The following is a 19,394-nucleotide window of genomic DNA, read 5'->3' as shown; positions in this document are numbered from 1 at the left end:
CTTAAAACTTTGTTAATATTCCTAATACAAGAACAGACATTACTGCTCCCAAAGATGTCAGTCCTATTATACCAAATCCATTTAAAAGAGGATCTGCATTTTCTACTATAGTGGATAAACCAATAGCTACTGCCATGTTCAATGGTATATTTACAGGCCCCGTAGTAGAACTAGCAGAATCCATAGCAATAGCTACAAATTCATCAGGTGCTAAATAAGTAAGTACAGCTATAACTAAAAGTATAGGCAAAATAACTTTAGTATTTGGAATACTATTTAATATTTTAAACATTCCTATAGCCATTCCTCCGCCAAACCCTATAGCTACAGCATGAATTAAAGTTGTACAAGGAATAGCTCCTACTGAAATTTCTTCAACTTCTAAAGCCAGTGCTTTTAAAGCTGGCTCTACCAAAGTTGCAAAATAGCCTAAAATAAAGGAAAATACTACTATTGACCATTTATATTTTAAGTCAATGAGGTTTTTACCTACTGAATTGCCCAATGGGATGAGACTCATGGAAACTCCCTTTAAAAAGAAATGAAGACCAAAAACGCTCAACAAAAAACCAAAAACAAAATTTTTGAAATTTTCTATAGGCTTTCTCAGGACTAAAACTTGAAACAATATTAGAAAAGCTGATATTGGCAGGACACTTCTTGCTGTTTCCCATAGGGCATTTAGCCCTTCTAAGTTTTTCATATACACTTCCTCCTTTTGCAAATCATTTTCCATATACATTATACTATAAACTATATAAACATCTCAAAAAATAGGTTATAATTATTAAAATAGGGTATGAATAAGTACTGATGCCTTGGATATAAATTGTCTTTACATAATGAAATAAGATGGGAGGCTAGAAAAATGGAAAAATATATTCCTGAAGTAAAATCTAAATTAAGAAGCAGAATAATAGAAGTACCACCAGTTATATATAAAGCTAGTGGAATTAAAGTATTGGGTACTCGTATTAAATCCCTTCTCTTTTCCACAGATGTAGCTATTATAAAAAACACAAATGCCAATTCTATCATAGCAGTATATCCTTTTACCCCACAACTTTCCATTACTCAGGCAATATTAGAAGTAGCACCTGTTCCTGTATTTGCAGGAGTTGGTGGTGGAATAACTACTGGTAGAAGATCTATTGATATAGCACTTCAAGCTGAACTAATGGGTGCATATGGAGTTGTAGTAAATGCCCCAACTAAAAATGAAGTCATAAGTGAAATGTATGACAGAATAGATATACCCATTATTGCCACTATAGTATCAGAATTTGATGATTATAAGGGAAAATTAGATGCAGGTGCTAGAATTTTAAATGTTTCTGGCGGGGCAAGAACCGCAGAAATAGTTCAAAAAATAAGAGAAGACTACAAGGAGCTCCCTATTATAGCTACAGGAGGCCCTACAGATGAAAGCATTCTAAAAACTATTGAAGCTGGAGCAAACGCTATAACCTATACCCCACCTTCTAGTGCAGACATTTTTGCTGACATCATGGCTCAATATAGAATTGAAAAAGAGAAATAAGAGGCTCAGTTGAGCTTCTTATTCTATTTCCACTATTGGAATAGATATTTCAAAGGTTGTCCCTTCATCTTTCTCTGAAAAAACAGATATATCTCCCTTTAAATAAACTTCAACTATACTTTTTGCAATACTAAGTCCCAGCCCTTTGTTTGTCTTCCCAGTCTTGTAATCCATTTTAGTAGAATAACCTGGTGAAAATATGTGCAAAATTTCTTCTATTTTTATACCGCAGCCATTATCTTCTATTATAAATAAGTGATCCTTATCTGATACTTTATGAGTAAATACAATTTTACCTTTATATTCAATGGAATCAATGGAATTCATAATGATATTTGTTAGAACTGAAATTAAATAATATTGTTTTTCTGTATGAAAATCTTTCCCTAAATTAAAATCAAGAGTAATATCTTTATTTTGGCTATTTATTTCCGCTTCCAAATTTTCCTTTAAAATAAGTGCTAGTTCATGAAAATCCATACCATTGTCATCAATTCTATTTGCAAGAATTTCTTCTATATCTTCAAGTAATTGTTCATATCCCTTTTGTATTTCATGAACCTCTTTTGAAATTTCAAGAGATCTATTGGCCCAACTTTCTTTATCTTCATTGTTGTTAATTTTTAAAAATAGTTCATAAGCATTGGACATAGTATTTTGAGTATAATCTATATTTTCCCTCATCCTGTATACTTCCATATTGAGCCTTGAAGTCAGCCAAAGAAGTTTTTTATACCTTTCTTCATGTTCTTCCTTTATGAGAAACATTTTATAATATTTAAGCAATGTAATTACCAATATAGCCATTCCTGCCCTTATAATAGCTACTACAATCAAGTCTTTTATAATATATAAATCTGCTAAAAAAGCCTTAATCCCAATACGAATACATACTTCAACTATATTGCTTAAAAAGTCACTTCCTAATATTGTAAAAAACATTTGACTTATAGACAATTTTGAAAAAGGTTTGCTAAATATATAAAATATAGTACCATAGGCTGTATAAAAAATTACCTCTGGGAAAATTTCAAAAATACCTGTCTTAAAAGTTCCCCCATCAATAATATAAAATAACATCCTAAAAAGGCCAAGGGAAAGTCCAGATGAAACCCCTAGCAATATGGGATTTATTTCACTGTAAATATATAAAAACACAGAAAAAGCTACTGCTGAAAGTGAAAATTTTAAATTTAATATCTGAAAATCAGTATATAATTGTGACAATAGCCCCACTAAAATGATTACTAAAATAAAATTTTTCTTTTTATCCATTCTACCACCATTAATGTATATTATTTTTTATATTATACCATTTATATATATGTAAGTGAATTAATGATATTTTATTAACATGAAACAGTGGGCCAAAGCCCACTGTTTACATGATACTCTCTAGTGCTTGTTTTAAATCATTTATAATATCTTCAGATGTTTCCAATCCAACTGATAATCTTATAAGCCCATCAGTTATGCCACTAGCTTCTCTTTCTTCTTTTGTATATGGTGAATGAGTCATACTAGCTGGATGTTGAATGAGGGTTTCCGTATCTCCTAAACTTACTGCAATATTGCAGAGTTTTACATTGTTCATGACTTTCTTTCCTTCTTCTATTCCACCTTTTATTTCAAAAGAAATAATTGCTCCTGGAAGTTTCATCTGCTTTTTAGCTAATTCATATTGTGGAAAACTTTTAAGTCCTGGGTAGTAAACTTTTTCAACCATAGGATGGCTTTCAAGAAATTCAGCTACTTTAAAAGCGTTTTCACAATGTCTATCCATTCTAATTTCCAAAGTCTTTATACCTCTGTTTATTAAAAATGCATCAAAAGGACTAAGTGAAGCTCCTGTCATATCTTTTACACCAAACAATCTCACTTCATCAATAAATTCTTTTTTGCCTATTACAAAACCAGCTATAACATCTCCATGCCCATTTAAATATTTTGTCGCAGAATGAACCACTACATCTGCTCCTAGTTCTAATGGTCTTTGTATATATGGAGTACAAAAAGTATTATCTACTACAACCATGCAATTTTCATTTTGGTGAGCAATTTTTGAAATAGCTTCAATATCTGCAATTCCTAAAGTTGGATTTGCTGGCGTTTCAAGATATACTACTCTTGTATTATCTCTAATGGCTTTTCTCACATTTTCAGGATCTGTTGTATCTACAAAAGTCACATCTACTCCATATCTAGTCAATCCATGATTCAAGTAAGCAAAAGTACAACCATAAAGAGTTTCAGCAGCTACTACATGATCTCCTGCTTTAAGTATTGTCCAAAGGCAAGATGTTATAGCTCCTATGCCAGATGCCATAGACATACAAGCTTCTCCATTTTCAAGCAATGCAACTTTTTCTTCAACTTGTGTATTTGTTGGATTTCCAAGTCTTGTATAGATATATCCTTCTTCTTCTAATGCAAATCTTCTTCCACCTTGTTCTGCTGAATCAAATATAAATGTAGAAGTCTGATATATTGGAGTAGCTAACGCTCCAACTTCATTTTTTTGATATCCTCCATGTACAGCTTTGGTAGCAAAACCCATATTTTTCATTTCACCCTTATCCATTTAAATCCCCCTATCATATATTTAATTTTCTTATCTTACATTTTCATTATATTACAAAAAAGCAATAAAACATAATTATTAAAAATTTGTTAAAATTCTATCAATGATAGTTTCCCAAATATTGTTAAAATACAATAAAAACTCTATTTTAACAATATAGTTTTCTGTGCTAATATATATGTATAAAAGCAAGAAATGAGGTGTATTTATTTGTCTATTTTAAATAATATAAAAGCTTTAAAGGAAGTATTCTGGATAAACCCTAAATATGAGAATTTTGATAATGTGAAAGATAGCCTAGAAGTTTCAAAAGAGGATGTATTAGATGCAGAAAAAAGACTAAATAGATTTGCCCCATATATAAAAAGTGTATTCCCCGAAACAGCTTCATCTGGTGGTATCATAGAATCCCCTATAGCTAAAATACCAAATATGAAAAAACGGATGGAAAATGATTTAGATAAAAAAATTTTAGGAGAACTTTTAGTTAAACTCGATAGCAACTTGCCCATAGCTGGTTCCATAAAAGCTAGAGGTGGAATATATGAAGTACTTAAACATGCTGAAACATTGGCTATAAAAAAAGATATGTTATCTGTAGAAGATGATTATTCAATTATCAATAGTGATAGATTTAGAGATTTTTACAGTGATTATACTATCCAAGTTGGAAGCACAGGAAACCTAGGACTTAGCATTGGTATCATGAGTGCAAAATTAGGATTTAAGGTGAAAGTTCATATGTCTAGTGATGCTAAACAGTGGAAGAAAGACCTTTTGAGAAGTAAGGGTGTTGAAGTAATAGAATATGCTTCTGACTACTCAAAGGCAGTTGAAGAAGGAAGAAAATTATCAGACATGGATCCTAAAAGCTATTTTATTGATGATGAAAATTCTAAGGATTTATTCATGGGATATGCAGTGGCAGCATTGAGACTTAAAGTACAATTGGAAGATATGAATGTAATTGTAGATGAAAAACATCCTTTATATGTATACCTTCCCTGTGGAGTAGGTGGTGGTCCTGGGGGAGTTTCATATGGACTTAAATTAGTATATGGCGACAATGTACATTGTTTTTTTGCTGAACCTACTCATTCACCAGCAATGTTGCTTGGACTTGTAACTGGACTTCATAGTAAAATCTGCGTACAAGATTATGGAATAGACAACAAAACCGAGGCTGATGGCTTAGCAGTAGGAAGACCTTCAAGCTTTGTCGGAAAAACTATGGAGAGACTATTGAGTGGAGCATATACTATTGATGATGATAGACTATATAAATTACTGAAAAATCTTGTAGATGAAGAACAAATCTATCTAGAACCTTCTGCTCTGGCAGGATTTATGGGCCCTGTGTATGTGTCTTCTAGAGAAGAAGCAAAATACCTAGAAAATGCAACTCACATTTGCTGGGCAACAGGAGGAAGTCTTGTGCCAAAAGAATTTATGAAAAAATACTATGAAAAAGGAAAAATGTTGAATATAAAAAGGGCTATTTAGCCCTTTTTATCATTAAAACTCCCTTGTCATATATAATTTTTTAGATATTTGAAGTGAAATATAGTATATTAGTATAGAAAATATAAATGCAAATAAAGTTATTTGCCTTATATTTAAACTTGCCATTCCTTTTAATAGACCTTTTGATTCTAATTTTCTTCCTATTTTGCCTAAGATAGTTGGCCCAACAAACACTAACATCCATAGTATTGAATTAAACATTCTCAAATCACCTAATTTAAAATATAGTGGATAATATATAGAATAAAATACTAACAATAAACTCATAGCTGCTACAATATCCCATATATCTGCAGGTCTACCCGCTGATTTTAATCCCAATGCTTCAATTGCATTTGTAAATAGTAACGTAAAAACACTAATAAGTATAAATATTATCAAAGTCACATATTTACCTCTTACAATATCTACTCTATCAATTGGAAAACTGTTTAAAACTACTTCACTTTTGTTCTTGTCATCATATCCGATAGAATAAATTACAGAAACAAATACAAAATTAATGATTCCTAGTATATACATTATATTTACAGGTAAATCAACAGGTAAATTCATTCCCATTGCAGAAATAAACATTGCATAAACTACTGCAAAAATATTTATTTTAGTAGATAATTTTAAATCCTTCTTAACCAAATTAAACATAATATCACCTCTATAAATCTCTTGTTTCATAAAGTTTCATAGATAATAGTAATGACAATATATATAAGACAATAGATATAGGTAAAATATAATTATCACTAAGGAATTTTATATGGCTTACCAACGAATTTTCTCCAAGGTTAGCAACATTCATCATAGCAACAAATGAAGATATAAAAATTATCATGTGAACTATTTGAGCTATTTTAGGTTCAAATCGAAAATATGCAGGATATAGAAATGATATGGAAATAAGTATTACAGGTATTACTGCTTTTATCACCTCTAAATTAAAATAATCCACAGTTGTTATTCCTAAAGTATTAATTATCCACAAATAAACCCCAGCATACACAACAGTTATTACAAAATAAATAAATGTTAATAAGTATTTATATAAAACCATTTCTTTTCTGCTAATAGGTAAAGAACTCATCATATAGCTAGTTTTGTATGTCATGTCATAGCTAAATGGTGTAATAGCTATAAGATAAGTATAAGTATACAATATAATAAAGTATGGCCACTTTTGATCATAGGACTCTACTATTAAAAGTAAAAAAGGTATATATAATAGAAAGAAAAATCTATTTTTCTTATCTGAAATAATCAAATGTAAATCTCTTTTTAATAATCCTATCATTACCTTACCCCCTTACTGTATAGAACATTATATCTTCAAGAGTTGCTCTTTCTATCAGAACCTCTTCTCCAAAAAGTCTTTTCACCTTATCTTTATTATTCGTCAATGCTTCAAATCCTACATTGGTTTCCTTAAGACCTATAAATTCTTTCCTTATATCTCTATCAAGAAGGTCTATTCCTCCTTTAACCACACTATAATTTTCAAGTACTTCATCTTTAGTTTCTGAAAAAACAATACTTCCTTTATTGATAAAAGTAATATAGTCTGCTATTTTCTCTAAATCAGTAGTTATATGAGTTGAGAAAAATATACTTTTAGTTTCATCTTGTATGACATTGTAAAGTATATCTAGTATCTCTCTTCTAAATACTGGATCTAATCCAGATGTAGGCTCATCCATTATGATTAAATCTGCATTGTGAGAAAGAGCTACAGCTAGAGAAAATTTCATCTTCATCCCCTTAGAAAGAGTCTTTATTTTAGATTTTGGATCCAAATCAAATTGTTCAATATAGTCATTAAAAGTAGCATCATCCCATTTAGAATAAAAACTTGCCACTATATTCTTCATCTGCTTTATAGTCAAATCCTCATAATAATAATTCTCGTCATATACAAAACCAATCCTGTCTTTTATTTCTTTTTCATGTTTTTTATGGTCTAATCCAAATACCTTTATTTCTCCACCATCTAATTTAAGCAAATTCATTATTAGTTTAATAGTAGTACTCTTGCCAGCCCCATTTGGTCCTATAAACCCCATGATATATCCCGGTTCTAATTTAAAACTTATATCTTTTAATGCGAATTTTTTAAACTCTTTTCTCAAATTGTTTACCTCTAAAATATAGTCCATACTTAAACCTCCTCAAACAAAATTCTTAGCATTTCACTTACTTCTTCATAGGAAAGTCCCAATACATTGCATTCCTTGACTACTTTTTGCAATTGTTCTTCTATAATCTTTAGTTTCATCTCTCTCATGAGTTCCTTGTTTTGACTGGCAACAAAAGAACCCTTCCCTTGAACTGATTCAATGAAGCCTTCCCTCTCCAATTCATCATAAGCCCTCTTTGTGGTAATGACACTTATTTGAAGATCCTTGGCAAGTCCTCTTATAGAAGGAAGCATCTCTCCTTCTATAAGTTCCCCTTTAAGTATCATAGATTTTATCTGGCTAGATATCTGCTCATATATGGGCTCATTTGAGGAATTTGAAATAAGTATTTTCATTTTCATCTCCCCATTCTAATTTAGCTGTGTATATACTGTCTATATTCTTTATATACAGTATATACACAGCTAGAACTCTTGTCAAGCTATTTTGAGGAAACCATAAAAACTTTCATTGTCAACCGCTTTATATTTTTAGTTGACAATATGAGAACAATAAAGTATATTTATATTGTAAACTTGATTTTATATTTAGTTAGACAAATTTTAATTTAAGGAGGCTTTTTTATGAAAATCAGTACAAAAGACATGGTATTGGTATCATTATTCACAGCATTGACAGCTATAGGAGCTTTTTTAAGTATTCCATTAGGAAATGTTCCTATTACTCTTCAAACCCTTTTTACTATTTTATCTGGACTTATATTGGGACCTAAACTTGGTAGCTTGTCTCAACTAGTATATGTGATATTAGGACTTTGCGGAATAAGAATATTTGCAGGATTTTCAGGAGGACCACAGACAGTTTTTAGTCCCTCTTTTGGATTCTTGATAGGATTTATATTTGCAGCATACATAGTTGGAATCATAGGAAATACTGAAAAGAAAGTTAACTTTAAGAAAATGTTTTTAGCTGCATTGGCAGGCACAGCTGTTATTTATGCTTTTGGTGTTCCCTATATGTATCTTATATTAAATAAAGTGCTGTTAAAAGAAATTTCTTTTGCTACAGCACTAAAAACTGGTTGTATCATATTTTTACCTGGAGATTTAATTAAATGTTTTGTAGCCACATATGTAGCTACAAGAGTAGTACCAAAACTTTGTAAAAATTGATTTTACACTATCCTACCATTTCAAGTATTTTTAACTCTTCTTCTTTAGCTAAATCCACATAGGTGTTACCCAACTTTACAACTGGACAAGTAATATTGTTAGGAGGAATAAATACTATTTCTCCTATATGTCCATCACTTATTTTGACCTTAGAACCTAAATAATAGTTTACTATATTGTCAAAAAATACTTTAAGTATATTGACATCAAAAGAGTATGCTCCAACCCTTTTCAATTCTTCCACAGCTTGAAATGGGGTACTCTTTTCCTTATATACTCTTTTAGATATCAATGCATCATATACATCAGCAATAGCAAGTATTTTAGCATAATTGTTTATTTCATCACCTTTAAGCCCTTGAGGATATCCACTTCCATCTATTCTTTCATGATGAGAAAGAATAGCTTGTCTTACATTTTCGTCTATGCTCAAAATATCCTTAGCCATTGTATATCCAATGGTAGTATGAGTTTTAACTATATCAAATTCTTCCTTTGTAAGTTTACCTTTTTTATTTAATATTTCTGAAGGTATTCTAGATTTTCCTATATCATGTAGAAGCCCTGCTTTTATTATATTCTTTTTTTCTTCTTCACTACATCCTAACCATTCCCCAATCAAAAGAGCATACAGTGCTACATTCATAGAATGATTGTAGGTATATTTGTCTTTAGCTTTTATTTCAAAAATATGTTCTATTGAGATACCAACCTTATCTATATATGCGTATAGAGTATCAGAAATTTCTCTTATTTTTTTAGGAGCTACAATTTTTCCTATGGCTAAATTGTTCATAATGCTTTTAAGCGTTATGACACTTTCCTTGTATAATCCCCTAAAGTCTCTTTTTTGCCTTCCAGACAATTCTTCTTTAGAAATATATACAGGAACCTTATCCACCTTATATTCTTCTAATTTCTCAGCAATATATGGATTTATAGTTGAGTTTTTAGAAACCAAAATACTTCCTTCTAAATCATATAAATTTTCACTCAATATTTCTCCGTTGCTACATTCAGATAATTTCATATATTTATATGCCAAAATATCACCCACAATTTCTACAGTGTATACAATCAGAATATTTTATGGTAAAATATACTATGTATAATATAGCAATATTATCAGAAATTTTTATAAACTGCAACAGGTATTATAGATTTTGTCCATAATTTCTATCATTTTAGACAAAATAGGTATAATTTCCTAGACTTATAAGAAATATGTGTCATATTTTTTATAGGATTGACTTTTCATGATAATTTTGTTAAAATATTATCAAATTGAACTTTCATCCAAATTTTTTGAGGAAATACCTTGATGGATTTGGATGTACAATATTCCTAATACCTGACAGGAATAGAGAATTCTATCCTGAAAGGGAATTGGTTTTATTTTGCTACCCAACTTCCTTTCAGAGGAAGTTTTTTTGTTTAGAAAGGAGGAAATTTCTTGAAAAAAAGGATTGCAATCATTAGTGCCATATTGGAAAGCCCAGAAAAATCCCAATATGAGTTCAACAAAATCGTTTCAGAATACAAATCCCTCATAAAAGGAAGAATGGGCATACCTTTTGATGAGGAAAATATTTCAGTCATATCCATAACTGTTGTAGGAACTATTGATGAAATAAATAGCCTGACAGGAAAATTAGGAAATCTAAATAATATCACTGTAAAAACTTCTATATCTAAAAAGGAGCTTGATTGATGAAAAAAGTATTAGACAAATTATACAAAACCAACTCCCTGTCTAAAGATCAACTCATCTATATTTTAAACAATTTAGATAAATCTTCACAAAATTATTTATTCCAATTGGCAAAAGACACTACAATCAAAACTTATGGAAACAAAGTATTTATAAGAGGACTTCTGGAATACTCCAACCACTGCAAAAACAATTGTATGTACTGTGGCATTAGACGTGATAACAAGAATGTAGATAGATACAGGCTCAGTGAAGAAGAAATACTCCTCTCTCTTGAAGAAGGATACAAAATAGGATATAAGACTTTTGTATTGCAAGGCGGAGAAGATTTATATTTCACTGATGACATATTTGAAAATTTGATACTTAAAATAAAAAAACAATTCCCAGATGTAGCAGTTACTCTTTCCATTGGAGAAAGAAGCTATGAAAGTTATGATAGATTTCATAGGGCTGGAGCAGATAGATTTCTGCTTAGACACGAGGTAGCAAATGTTCAATTGTATAACAAACTTCATCCTGGAATGAATTTTGAAAACAGAAAAAGCTGCTTATACAATCTGAAAAAAATAGGATACCAAGTTGGAGCAGGATTCCTTGTAGGACTGCCTGGTGAAAGCAATGAAATACTAGCTGAAAATCTGATATTTTTAAAAGATTTAGAACCAGCCATGGTGGGAATAGGTCCACTGATTCCTCACCCTGATACTCCATTAAAGGATGAAAGAGTTGGTTCCGAAGAAAAAACTATTGTGATGCTCTCCCTCACAAGACTTCTTCTTCCAACTGCATTAATCCCTATAACTACTGCTTTAAATACCATTTGTCAAGATGGACTAGAACGTGGCCTGATGGCTGGAGGAAATGTAGTCATGCTCAATCTCTCACCTATATATGTGAGAAAAAAATATGAGATATATAAGAACAAAGAAACAAGGGACGCCCATGAGTTGAAAACCATTCAAGAAAAGGCTAAAAATGTTGGTTTTGTTGTGGATATGGAAAGAGGAGACAATATAAATTTTAGGAGGAATGAAAATGGAAAATAGTTTTATCAATGATGAAAAAATTTGTGAACTCCTTGAAAGTGGCAAAGGGGCTTCTAAAGCTGAAATAAGAAAAATCATAGCTAAATCTTTAGGTAAAACTCGTCTTGAACCCGAAGAAACAGCTAAACTTCTACAAGTAGAAGATAAGGAACTTTTAGAGGAAATATTTGAGGCTGCAAGAACCCTTAAACAAGAGATATATGGAAACAGAATAGTATTTTTTGCACCTCTTTATATAGGAAACAAATGTATAAACAATTGCCTCTACTGTGGATTTAGAAGAAACAATAAAGCCATAGTTAGAAAAACCTTGACTCATGAAGAACTTGAAGAACAAGTGAAAATTCTTGAAAGTAAAGGACACAAGAGACTTATTTTAGTATATGGGGAACATCCACATTATGATGCTGATTTTATAGCTGAAACTATGAAAATTGTCTATGGTACAAAAAATGGAAAAGGTGAAATCCGAAGGGTAAATATAAATGCCGCCCCTATGGAAGTAGAAGACTATAAAAAACTTAAAGAAGCAGGAATAGGAACATTCCAAATATTCCAAGAAACATATCATTATGAAACATATAAAAAACTTCATCCCGAAGGAGATATGAAAAGCGACTACAACTATAGGCTATATGGTTTAGATAGGGCCATGAAAGGCGGAATAGATGATGTGGGAATAGGTGCATTGTTTGGACTTTATGATTGGAAATACGAAGTCATGGGGCTACTATATCATGCTATACATTTAGAAGAAACTTTTGGAGTAGGTCCTCACACTATTTCTTTCCCAAGAATAGAACCAGCCATAGATACTGAATTTTATGACCAAACTAAATATAAGGTTTCAGATGATGACTTCAAAAGAATCGTAGCTATACTTCGTCTATCCGTTCCTTATACTGGAATGATTTTGACTGCAAGGGAAAACCCTGAAGTAAGAAAACAAGTAATTCCTCTTGGGGTATCTCAAATAGATGCAGGTTCAAGAATAGGTATAGGTGGATATACAAAAGATGATTATATACCAGATAAAGAACAATTCCAATTAGGAGATATGCGTTCTCTAGATGAAGTCATTGGACAAATGTGTGATTTAGGGTTTTTGACTTCCTTCTGTACTGCTTGCTATCGTTCAGGAAGAACTGGAGAAGAATTCATGTGCAAAGCTAAACCAGGAGAAATACAAAATTTCTGTGAAGCCAATGGAATATTTACATTTAAAGAATATCTAATAGACTATGCTTCAGAAGAAACTAGAAAACGAGGAGAAAAAATTATATCAAAAGAATTAGATAAGCTTGAGCCAAATAGAAGAAAACTCATTGAAGAAAAATTGAAAACCATAGAGGAAGGTAAAAGGGATGTCTATCTATAATACTCCAAATTCAAATAGAACAACTATATCTATATATGGAAAAAGAAATGCAGGAAAATCTTCTATTTTAAATGCAATTGCAGGACAAGAAGTCTCCATTGTCAGCCCTTTTAAAGGTACTACCACAGATCCAGTAAAAAAGGCCATGGAATTAAATCCAGTAGGACCAGTGCTTTTTATTGATACTGCAGGAATTGATGATGAAGGAGATCTCGGCCATTTGAGAGCACAGAAAAGTTTAGATACAACAAGACGTACAGATATAGCCCTATATGTAATGGATGGAGAGGATATTGATGAAGAATCTTTTTTGAATATGGAATTGATGTTTAAGAAGTACAATATTCCCTATATTCTTGTGATAAATAAAATAGATCTTCTTTCTAAAGAACAAATTCATGCTATAAGTAAAAAGTTTCCTGAAGCTGTTTTAGTGTCAACTACTTCTAATGAAAGCATCGAAAAGCTTAAAACTTTAATTATTGAAAAAATTCAAGATACAGAAGAAGACCTTCCTATTGTAGGAGATTTAATTCCATATGGCGGAAAAGTTGTACTTGTAGTTCCCATTGACAAGGAGGCTCCAAAGGGAAGACTCATTCTTCCTCAAGTACAAGTTTTAAGGGATTGTCTTGACAATGGAATCAAGTCTTATGTAGTGAGAGATGTAGAACTTGAAAGTGCATTAAACGACTTAAATGATATAGATTTAGTTATAACTGATTCCCAAATATTTAAAAAAGTAGATGAAATTGTACCAAAAAATATCCCCCTTACTTCCTTTTCTATTCTCTTTGCAAGGCACAAGGGAGATTTAAAAGATTTTGTTCATGGAATAAATGCAATAAAATCTTTAAAAGATGGGTCAAATATACTAATAGCTGAAAACTGTACTCACAACACATCTCATGAAGATATTGGAAGAATCAAAATACCTACACTACTTCAAAAGAAAACTGGAAAAAATTTTAATTTCGACTTTAAAACAGGGTACAATTTTAGTGAAGATTTAAGTAAGTATAGCCTTGTCATACACTGTGGCGGTTGTATGGTCAATAGAAAAGAAATTGAAAGTAGAATCAAAATATGTAAAGAAAATAATGTTCCCATAACCAACTATGGAATAGTCCTGGCATATGCAACTGGAATACTTGATAGATGTATTGAGATTTTTAGATAATTGGGAGAGTGTTGCTCTCCCTTTTTTCCTTATACATATCCATATAATCCCCTTACAGATACTTCGCCTGACAATACATTTTCAACCACACCATTGCCATAATCAACTTCTAGTTCTCCATCACCATTTAACCCTACTACTTTGCACTTTTTTTCTTCACTTCCTCTTATTAATTTCACCTCTTTCCCTATTAGTATTGATTTTTCTCTACATACTTTTAATGTACTAGAAAAGTCATCTTTTTCTATAAAAGGCATATATAATTCTTCAAATCTATTTAAAAATAATCCTAACAATTCTTTTCTATTGATCTTCTCCCCTGTTTCTATTTTAAGAGAAGTCCCTACCTTAGAAACTTCACCTTGAAAATCCTCACTGTCTAAGTTCACGTTTATACCTACACCCATTATTACATAATTTATCATATTTAATTCGCAACTCATTTCAGTAAGTATTCCACATACCTTTTTCCCATTCATGACAATGTCATTTGGCCATTTTATAAATGCTTCTATGCCTAAATCTTCAAGAGCTAAAGCTATTGCTGCTGCACCTATTTGAGTTATCTTCGCCACTTTCATAGGATCTATGCTAGGCTTCAATATGATAGACATCCATATGCCTTTTTTCTTAGGAGAAATCCAAGTTCTACCTAATCTCCCCCTGCCCAGTGTTTGTTCTTCTGCTATAACCAATGTCCCTTCGTCTTCTTTATAAGCTAATTCTTTAGCTTTTATATTTGTAGAATCTATAGTGTCAAAATAATATATTTTTCTTCCTATAATTTTAGTTCCTAAATATTCTTCTACTTCCCCATAAGTAAGTATATCTGGCGAAGAAACCAGTCTATACCCCTTTCTAGGTATGGATTCTATCTCATAGCCTTCTTCCTTTAAAGCATTCATATATTTCCAAATAGCCGATCTGCTCACGCCAAATTTATCACTTATCTTTTCTCCAGAAATAAATCCATCTCTGTTTTCTTTCAACAATATAAGTATTTTATCTTTCATCCTATCACATCCTTTAATTATATATTCTCTAATTCTTTTTATTTTCCTTTAAGTATTTTCTTTTTCTATAACTATTTACTCAAACATCTAAAATAGTATATGATTAATATAATAAATTGAAAGGAGTGAGTTGTGTGAAAAAAAGGTACATATTGATGCTTTTTCTAACCTTAATTATTTTTAGTTCTTTTCCATTAGAAGCAAGTGCAGATGGAGATTTAGCTGTAAATAGATGGCTAGTTGAATCCAAGCTTTTAGAAAATGGAGATTTGTATGTTGAAGAATATATTACATATACTTTTTCAAGTGAATTCAATGGTATATACAGAGAAATATCCCTTGAAGGTACCAATGGAATAGAAAATACTCAAGTATCAGAAATAATTGGCGAAAAAGAAGTAGAATATACAAAAATTAAAAATGGTGAAAACGGAGATAAAAAAGTATTTGAAATACTTGGAGGAGAAAATAAAAAAGTTATAAAAATCTATTGTCCTTCAGAAAATGAAGAAAAAACCTTTAAATTTAAGTATACACTAAAAAATGTAGCTATTTTGTACAATGATACTGGAGAACTATATTACAAATTTTTAGGAGCTGAAAATTCCACCCCTATTGACTATTTTTCAGTAAATATAAAACTCCCTCAAAATATAAATGATAAAGTTAAGATATTTGCCCATGGACCACTAAATGGGAATATTGATTTTGTAGATGAGGATATGGTACATATGGAAGTAGAAAATGTTCCATCAAACACTTTTATAGAAAGTAGAATACTCTTTCCTACAAATTTTATCCCAAATTCTCACAATTTAATAAATAAAAATTCCTATGCTGAAATAATAAATGCTGAAAAAAAACTACAAAAAGATATAATAGCTGAAAATGCTAAAATGGAACATAGGAAAAACACTTTTAATTATATATCCATAATATTGGGTGGAATAAATACAATACTATTAGCTTTAGCTATGATCAGTCTAAGAAGAGAAGTAAATATATATGAAAAAGTAAAGTCAAACCCTATACCTGATGATTGTACTCCTGCTATAGCTTCATATTTATTTAGTTATTCTGTAAATTCAAATTCCATTATAGCTACTATATTGGATCTTTCAAGAAAAGAGTATCTTCAAATTGAAGATGGTGGAAAATATAAAAAGAAAATCAACAATATCATCATCACAAAAACTAAAAATGAAGATGGAAATCTTCTAGCCCATGAAAGGTATTTTATGAATTGGATATTTGATCATATAGGTACTGGAGATAAGGTTGAAACAAGACAAATTGAAGATTACGCCAAAAAATACTACGGAGATTTCTGGAAAGAATATGGACAGTGGACAACAAAAGTCAAAGAAGATGCTATAGATAAAGGTTATTTTGATGACAAAGGCAAAACATGGGGAATATTTATTTTGATATTATCTATAGTATTTATGACTTTAGCAATTGTATCTCTTACTTTTGGTAGCAGCTATGGACTATTTCCTCTCTTTGTTTCTATATTTGGAATAGTATATAGTATACTTTTATTCTTTAGGAGATCAGATTTAGGATATAGTGAATATAAAAAATGGGAAGATTTCATGAAGTATATGAAAGAAAACAGAAGTGACTTAGATAAAGACATATTTGAATATCCTTTGGATATATCTCTTATATATGCATTAGCACTCGGAATAGATAGGAAAATTTTAAATGAATACAAAATACACGCACAAAACTGTTATGATATGACCAATACGAATAGCTGGATATATTGGTATTTTCTCACTAGCTCTCCTAAAAACAATACCTTTGATCAAAGTATAAATAGAGCTTTTGGCACTGTTTCATCTTCCAGTGGAAGTAGCGGTAACTTTGGAAGTGGAGGAGGTTTTTCCGGAGGTGGCGGCGGTGGCGCTGGTGGTGGTGGAACTGGTGGATTCTAATTATCCACCAATTCCTTTAATTCACCTTTAACTTTATATGGAGTATTCCTTAGCTCTTCAATATTTGCTTTACCAAGAAGAAGCATGAGTATCTTGAGCTTATATGTCATTTCATCTAAATACCTATAGGCTGAATCATATCCTCCTTCTAAAATTCTTCTGAGTATTTCCCCGCTGATACCTACCATATGAGCTCCAATACATAAGGATTTCACTACATCAATAGAATCTTCTATACCACCACTTGAGATGATTTTTAAATCATCCTTGATATTCGAACATTGTATAAGGCTCATTGCAGTTGGTATTCCCCAAGTATATATATCAGAAAAATCCTTTTTTATATCTCTTCGTCCTTCAATTTCAATGAAATTGGTTCCTCCAGCCCCTGAAACATCTATATAACGCACACCTACATCATATAATCTAATAGCCACATCTTTTGATATCCCAAATCCAACTTCTTTTACAATGATAGGTACATCTATGTTTTTAACTATATTTTCTATATTCTTAAATAGCCCCTTAAAATGTCTATCTCCCTCTTTCATGACAAGTTCTTGAGCAACATTTAAATGAAGTTGAATGGCATCTGCCTCTATCATATCTATGGCAGCTTTTACTTCATCTATGGTAGCATTGGCACTTAAATTTCCTATGACTACCCCATCTTTCATAGTTTCTCTGACAATCTCAAAAGATTCTCTACTACATGCCTCATAGATTCCTATGGTCTGAGAACCTACTGCCATGGGAATATTAAATTTTAGTGCCAAATTAGACAAAGTTCTATTTATTTCCCGGGAAAATTCTGTACCCCCTGTAATGGCATTTATCATTATAGGATAATCTACACTCTTTCCCAAGAATGTAGTATTTGTTTTTATTTCTTCAAAATCTAGCTCAGGTAGTGCATTGTGTTCTAAATATACATCTTCAAACAATGTAGACTGTTCATGACTAGATTTAAGAAAATATTCTATATGTTCCTTCTTTCTATCCTTTCTTATATTTCTCATATATTTCCCCTACTCTACAGTTTTATTTGTATAAAGATAATCCCCAAACATTTCTTTTACTAGTATATCCATTTCTTCTTTGTTGTATATAAAATAGCTAGTTTTCCCTATATATTGCCCGTCTCCTGGAATAGTAGCTCCATGAATATTTTCTGTATTTATTTTGTTTGCACTAAAAGCCATTTTAGTTAACGTTCCCATAGGTATATTTGTATCTACATATTTATAATATGCTGATATCATCTTTGGCAATTTAAGCAAATTTTTAGGCTTTAAGGCTTGTTCCATAAAAGCTTTCATGAATTGTTGCTGAGCTTTTATTCTACCTAAATCTGCATCCTTGTATCCCTTTCTGAATCTTAAAAACTGAAGAGATTCATCCCCATTTAACACCTGTACTCCTTTTTTTAAATTTATATGAAGTGGTGGGTCTGCTGTTGGATCATCATATTTCATGTTCATAGGCACATCTACTTTAACTCCTCCAATAGCATCTACTACTTCTTTAACTACCTTGTAATCCACTTTTACATAATAGTCTAAATCCACGCCTAAAAGATCTTGTACAGTTTTTACTGATAGTTCTGGTCCCCCATTGGCATGAGCTGCATTTATTTTTCTCTTACCACTTAATCCTCTTATGTCAACTCTAGTATCTCTTGGTATAGAAAGTATTTTTACAGCTCCTGTATTAAAGTCTATATTCACCAACATCATAGTATCCGTTCTAGTTCCCTTTGATTTAGATACATCTTTTGCATCTACTCCCAAAAGCAAAAACAATATCTCGTTTTTTTCATCAAAATGATCATCTATTTTTTTCTCTTCTTTTCCTATTGTTCCTATTGCTGCTTCATTCTTATGATTCATAAAATAATATCCTATTCCCCCATATGCTACAACAAAACATAAAAAAGATATAAAAAAAGTCCTAGCAAATTTTTTCTTCATTTTTTCACCTCAAATTCAAAGTATATGCTACTGTTTAATAATACTAGATATAATGTTTTTTTTCAATCAATATATTGTAAATGTAACTTTTATGTAAACATTAACATAAATTAAATCAACACAGCTGTTATTAATTGGATTTTGTTATGTTTTAATGTATTTTTACTTATTTTATGATATAATAACGAGATGTTTTATAAATTTAAA

General features: G+C 31.0%; 19 protein-coding genes. 8 read left to right on the top strand and 11 right to left on the bottom strand.

Features of this window, described 5'->3' with window-relative positions:
• Position 1: 1 nt before the first annotated feature.
• A complete protein-coding gene (locus ACFWUA_RS05945) occupies positions 2-703 on the bottom strand; it encodes a DUF1538 domain-containing protein (RefSeq protein ID WP_416197150.1) in 702 nt (233 codons plus the stop codon).
• Between the two features lie 165 nt (positions 704-868).
• Here ACFWUA_RS05945 and ACFWUA_RS05940 point away from each other — a divergent pair, with 165 nt between their 5' ends.
• Positions 869-1,540, top strand: coding sequence for a hydrolase (locus ACFWUA_RS05940; RefSeq protein WP_416197149.1), 672 nt, complete (start codon positions 869-871; stop codon positions 1,538-1,540).
• An 18-nt stretch (positions 1,541-1,558) separates the two neighbouring features.
• Here ACFWUA_RS05940 and ACFWUA_RS05935 read toward each other — a convergent pair whose 3' ends face one another.
• Positions 1,559-2,815, bottom strand: coding sequence for a sensor histidine kinase (locus ACFWUA_RS05935; protein ID WP_416197148.1), 1,257 nt, complete (start codon positions 2,813-2,815; stop codon positions 1,559-1,561).
• A gap of 106 nt (positions 2,816-2,921) precedes the next feature.
• On the bottom strand, positions 2,922-4,121 hold the full coding sequence (gene megL, locus ACFWUA_RS05930) for a methionine gamma-lyase (RefSeq protein WP_416197147.1): 1,200 nt from the start codon (positions 4,119-4,121) through the stop codon (positions 2,922-2,924).
• Between the two features lie 210 nt (positions 4,122-4,331).
• Here megL and ACFWUA_RS05925 point away from each other — a divergent pair, with 210 nt between their 5' ends.
• Positions 4,332-5,624, top strand: a complete 1,293-nt coding sequence (locus ACFWUA_RS05925; RefSeq protein ID WP_416197146.1) for a D-serine ammonia-lyase — start codon at positions 4,332-4,334, stop codon at positions 5,622-5,624.
• Between the two features lie 12 nt (positions 5,625-5,636).
• Here ACFWUA_RS05925 and ACFWUA_RS05920 read toward each other — a convergent pair whose 3' ends face one another.
• The 4 genes from ACFWUA_RS05920 to ACFWUA_RS05905 are packed head-to-tail and all read right to left on the bottom strand — an operon-like array spanning position 5,637 to position 8,169.
• Entirely contained in the window at positions 5,637-6,290 is a 654-nt protein-coding gene (locus ACFWUA_RS05920) for an ABC-2 transporter permease (RefSeq protein WP_416197145.1), read from the bottom strand.
• Positions 6,291-6,300: 10 nt separating this feature from the next.
• A complete protein-coding gene (locus tag ACFWUA_RS05915) occupies positions 6,301-6,933 on the bottom strand; it encodes an ABC-2 transporter permease (RefSeq protein ID WP_416197144.1) in 633 nt (210 codons plus the stop codon).
• Positions 6,934-6,937: 4 nt separating this feature from the next.
• Positions 6,938-7,792 carry an ABC transporter ATP-binding protein gene (locus ACFWUA_RS05910; RefSeq protein WP_416197143.1) on the bottom strand — a complete coding sequence of 285 codons (855 nt, stop codon included), beginning with the start codon at positions 7,790-7,792 and terminating at the stop codon, positions 6,938-6,940.
• Positions 7,793-7,794: 2 nt separating this feature from the next.
• Positions 7,795-8,169 carry a GntR family transcriptional regulator gene (locus ACFWUA_RS05905; RefSeq protein WP_416197142.1) on the bottom strand — a complete coding sequence of 125 codons (375 nt, stop codon included), beginning with the start codon at positions 8,167-8,169 and terminating at the stop codon, positions 7,795-7,797.
• A gap of 228 nt (positions 8,170-8,397) precedes the next feature.
• Between ACFWUA_RS05905 and ACFWUA_RS05900 the strand changes: the two genes are divergently transcribed.
• A complete protein-coding gene (locus ACFWUA_RS05900) occupies positions 8,398-8,946 on the top strand; it encodes a biotin transporter BioY (RefSeq protein ID WP_416197141.1) in 549 nt (182 codons plus the stop codon).
• A gap of 7 nt (positions 8,947-8,953) precedes the next feature.
• Here the strand turns inward: ACFWUA_RS05900 and ACFWUA_RS05895 are convergent, their stop codons facing one another.
• A complete protein-coding gene (locus ACFWUA_RS05895) occupies positions 8,954-9,991 on the bottom strand; it encodes an HD-GYP domain-containing protein (protein WP_416197140.1) in 1,038 nt (345 codons plus the stop codon).
• A gap of 408 nt (positions 9,992-10,399) precedes the next feature.
• Here ACFWUA_RS05895 and ACFWUA_RS05890 point away from each other — a divergent pair, with 408 nt between their 5' ends.
• Genes ACFWUA_RS05890 through hydF form a run of 4 tightly spaced genes read left to right on the top strand, consistent with a single transcriptional unit; the run spans position 10,400 to position 14,264 of the window.
• Positions 10,400-10,657: a TM1266 family iron-only hydrogenase system putative regulator gene (locus tag ACFWUA_RS05890; protein WP_072745170.1), complete on the top strand. Its 258-nt coding sequence runs from the start codon at positions 10,400-10,402 to the stop codon at positions 10,655-10,657.
• Positions 10,657-11,706 (top strand): [FeFe] hydrogenase H-cluster radical SAM maturase HydE, encoded by a 1,050-nt coding sequence (gene hydE / locus ACFWUA_RS05885; protein WP_416197139.1) that lies wholly within the window; start codon positions 10,657-10,659, stop codon positions 11,704-11,706. Before ACFWUA_RS05890 ends, hydE begins: the two co-directional genes overlap by 1 nt.
• A complete protein-coding gene (gene hydG / locus ACFWUA_RS05880) occupies positions 11,696-13,084 on the top strand; it encodes a [FeFe] hydrogenase H-cluster radical SAM maturase HydG (protein ID WP_416197138.1) in 1,389 nt (462 codons plus the stop codon). Before hydE ends, hydG begins: the two co-directional genes overlap by 11 nt.
• Positions 13,071-14,264, top strand: a complete 1,194-nt coding sequence (gene hydF / locus ACFWUA_RS05875; RefSeq protein ID WP_416197137.1) for a [FeFe] hydrogenase H-cluster maturation GTPase HydF — start codon at positions 13,071-13,073, stop codon at positions 14,262-14,264. Before hydG ends, hydF begins: the two co-directional genes overlap by 14 nt.
• Before the next feature lie 29 nt (positions 14,265-14,293).
• Here hydF and ACFWUA_RS05870 read toward each other — a convergent pair whose 3' ends face one another.
• Positions 14,294-15,277 carry a biotin--[acetyl-CoA-carboxylase] ligase gene (locus ACFWUA_RS05870; protein ID WP_416197136.1) on the bottom strand — a complete coding sequence of 328 codons (984 nt, stop codon included), beginning with the start codon at positions 15,275-15,277 and terminating at the stop codon, positions 14,294-14,296.
• A 134-nt stretch (positions 15,278-15,411) separates the two neighbouring features.
• Between ACFWUA_RS05870 and ACFWUA_RS05865 the strand changes: the two genes are divergently transcribed.
• Entirely contained in the window at positions 15,412-17,217 is a 1,806-nt protein-coding gene (locus ACFWUA_RS05865; protein ID WP_416197135.1) for a DUF2207 domain-containing protein, read from the top strand.
• On the opposite strand, the gene fni is transcribed toward ACFWUA_RS05865, so the two are convergent.
• A complete protein-coding gene (gene fni, locus ACFWUA_RS05860) occupies positions 17,214-18,236 on the bottom strand; it encodes a type 2 isopentenyl-diphosphate Delta-isomerase (protein WP_416197134.1) in 1,023 nt (340 codons plus the stop codon). The genes ACFWUA_RS05865 and fni overlap by 4 nt on opposite strands.
• 9 nt (positions 18,237-18,245) lie before the next feature.
• A complete protein-coding gene (locus ACFWUA_RS05855; RefSeq protein WP_416197133.1) occupies positions 18,246-19,187 on the bottom strand; it encodes an LCP family protein in 942 nt (313 codons plus the stop codon).
• Positions 19,188-19,394 lie beyond the last annotated feature (207 nt).

The organism is Sporanaerobacter sp. (assembly GCF_047830725.1).
In the GTDB taxonomy this organism is placed as follows: Bacteria; Bacillota; Clostridia; order Tissierellales; family Sporanaerobacteraceae; genus Sporanaerobacter.
This window is presented reverse-complemented; position numbering and strand designations above follow the sequence as displayed.

Bases quoted from the DNA above. Each gene is read 5' to 3' on its own strand.
- ACFWUA_RS05920 (WP_416197145.1), bottom strand. From the start codon at position 6,290: ATGTTTAATTTGGTTAAGAAGGATTTAAAATTATCTACTAAAATAAAT.
- ACFWUA_RS05940 (WP_416197149.1), top strand. From the start codon at position 869: ATGGAAAAATATATTCCTGAAGTAAAATCTAAATTAAGAAGCAGAATA.
- ACFWUA_RS05915 (WP_416197144.1), bottom strand. From the start codon at position 6,933: ATGATAGGATTATTAAAAAGAGATTTACATTTGATTATTTCAGATAAG.
- ACFWUA_RS05945 (WP_416197150.1), bottom strand. From the start codon at position 703: ATGAAAAACTTAGAAGGGCTAAATGCCCTATGGGAAACAGCAAGAAGT.
- ACFWUA_RS05855 (WP_416197133.1), bottom strand. From the start codon at position 19,187: ATGAAGAAAAAATTTGCTAGGACTTTTTTTATATCTTTTTTATGTTTT.
- ACFWUA_RS05900 (WP_416197141.1), top strand. From the start codon at position 8,398: ATGAAAATCAGTACAAAAGACATGGTATTGGTATCATTATTCACAGCA.
- megL (WP_416197147.1), bottom strand. From the start codon at position 4,121: ATGGATAAGGGTGAAATGAAAAATATGGGTTTTGCTACCAAAGCTGTA.
- hydG (WP_416197138.1), top strand. From the start codon at position 11,696: ATGGAAAATAGTTTTATCAATGATGAAAAAATTTGTGAACTCCTTGAA.
- ACFWUA_RS05905 (WP_416197142.1), bottom strand. From the start codon at position 8,169: ATGAAAATACTTATTTCAAATTCCTCAAATGAGCCCATATATGAGCAG.
- hydE (WP_416197139.1), top strand. From the start codon at position 10,657: ATGAAAAAAGTATTAGACAAATTATACAAAACCAACTCCCTGTCTAAA.
- ACFWUA_RS05870 (WP_416197136.1), bottom strand. From the start codon at position 15,277: ATGAAAGATAAAATACTTATATTGTTGAAAGAAAACAGAGATGGATTT.
- ACFWUA_RS05910 (WP_416197143.1), bottom strand. From the start codon at position 7,792: ATGGACTATATTTTAGAGGTAAACAATTTGAGAAAAGAGTTTAAAAAA.
- hydF (WP_416197137.1), top strand. From the start codon at position 13,071: ATGTCTATCTATAATACTCCAAATTCAAATAGAACAACTATATCTATA.
- ACFWUA_RS05935 (WP_416197148.1), bottom strand. From the start codon at position 2,815: ATGGATAAAAAGAAAAATTTTATTTTAGTAATCATTTTAGTGGGGCTA.
- fni (WP_416197134.1), bottom strand. From the start codon at position 18,236: ATGAGAAATATAAGAAAGGATAGAAAGAAGGAACATATAGAATATTTT.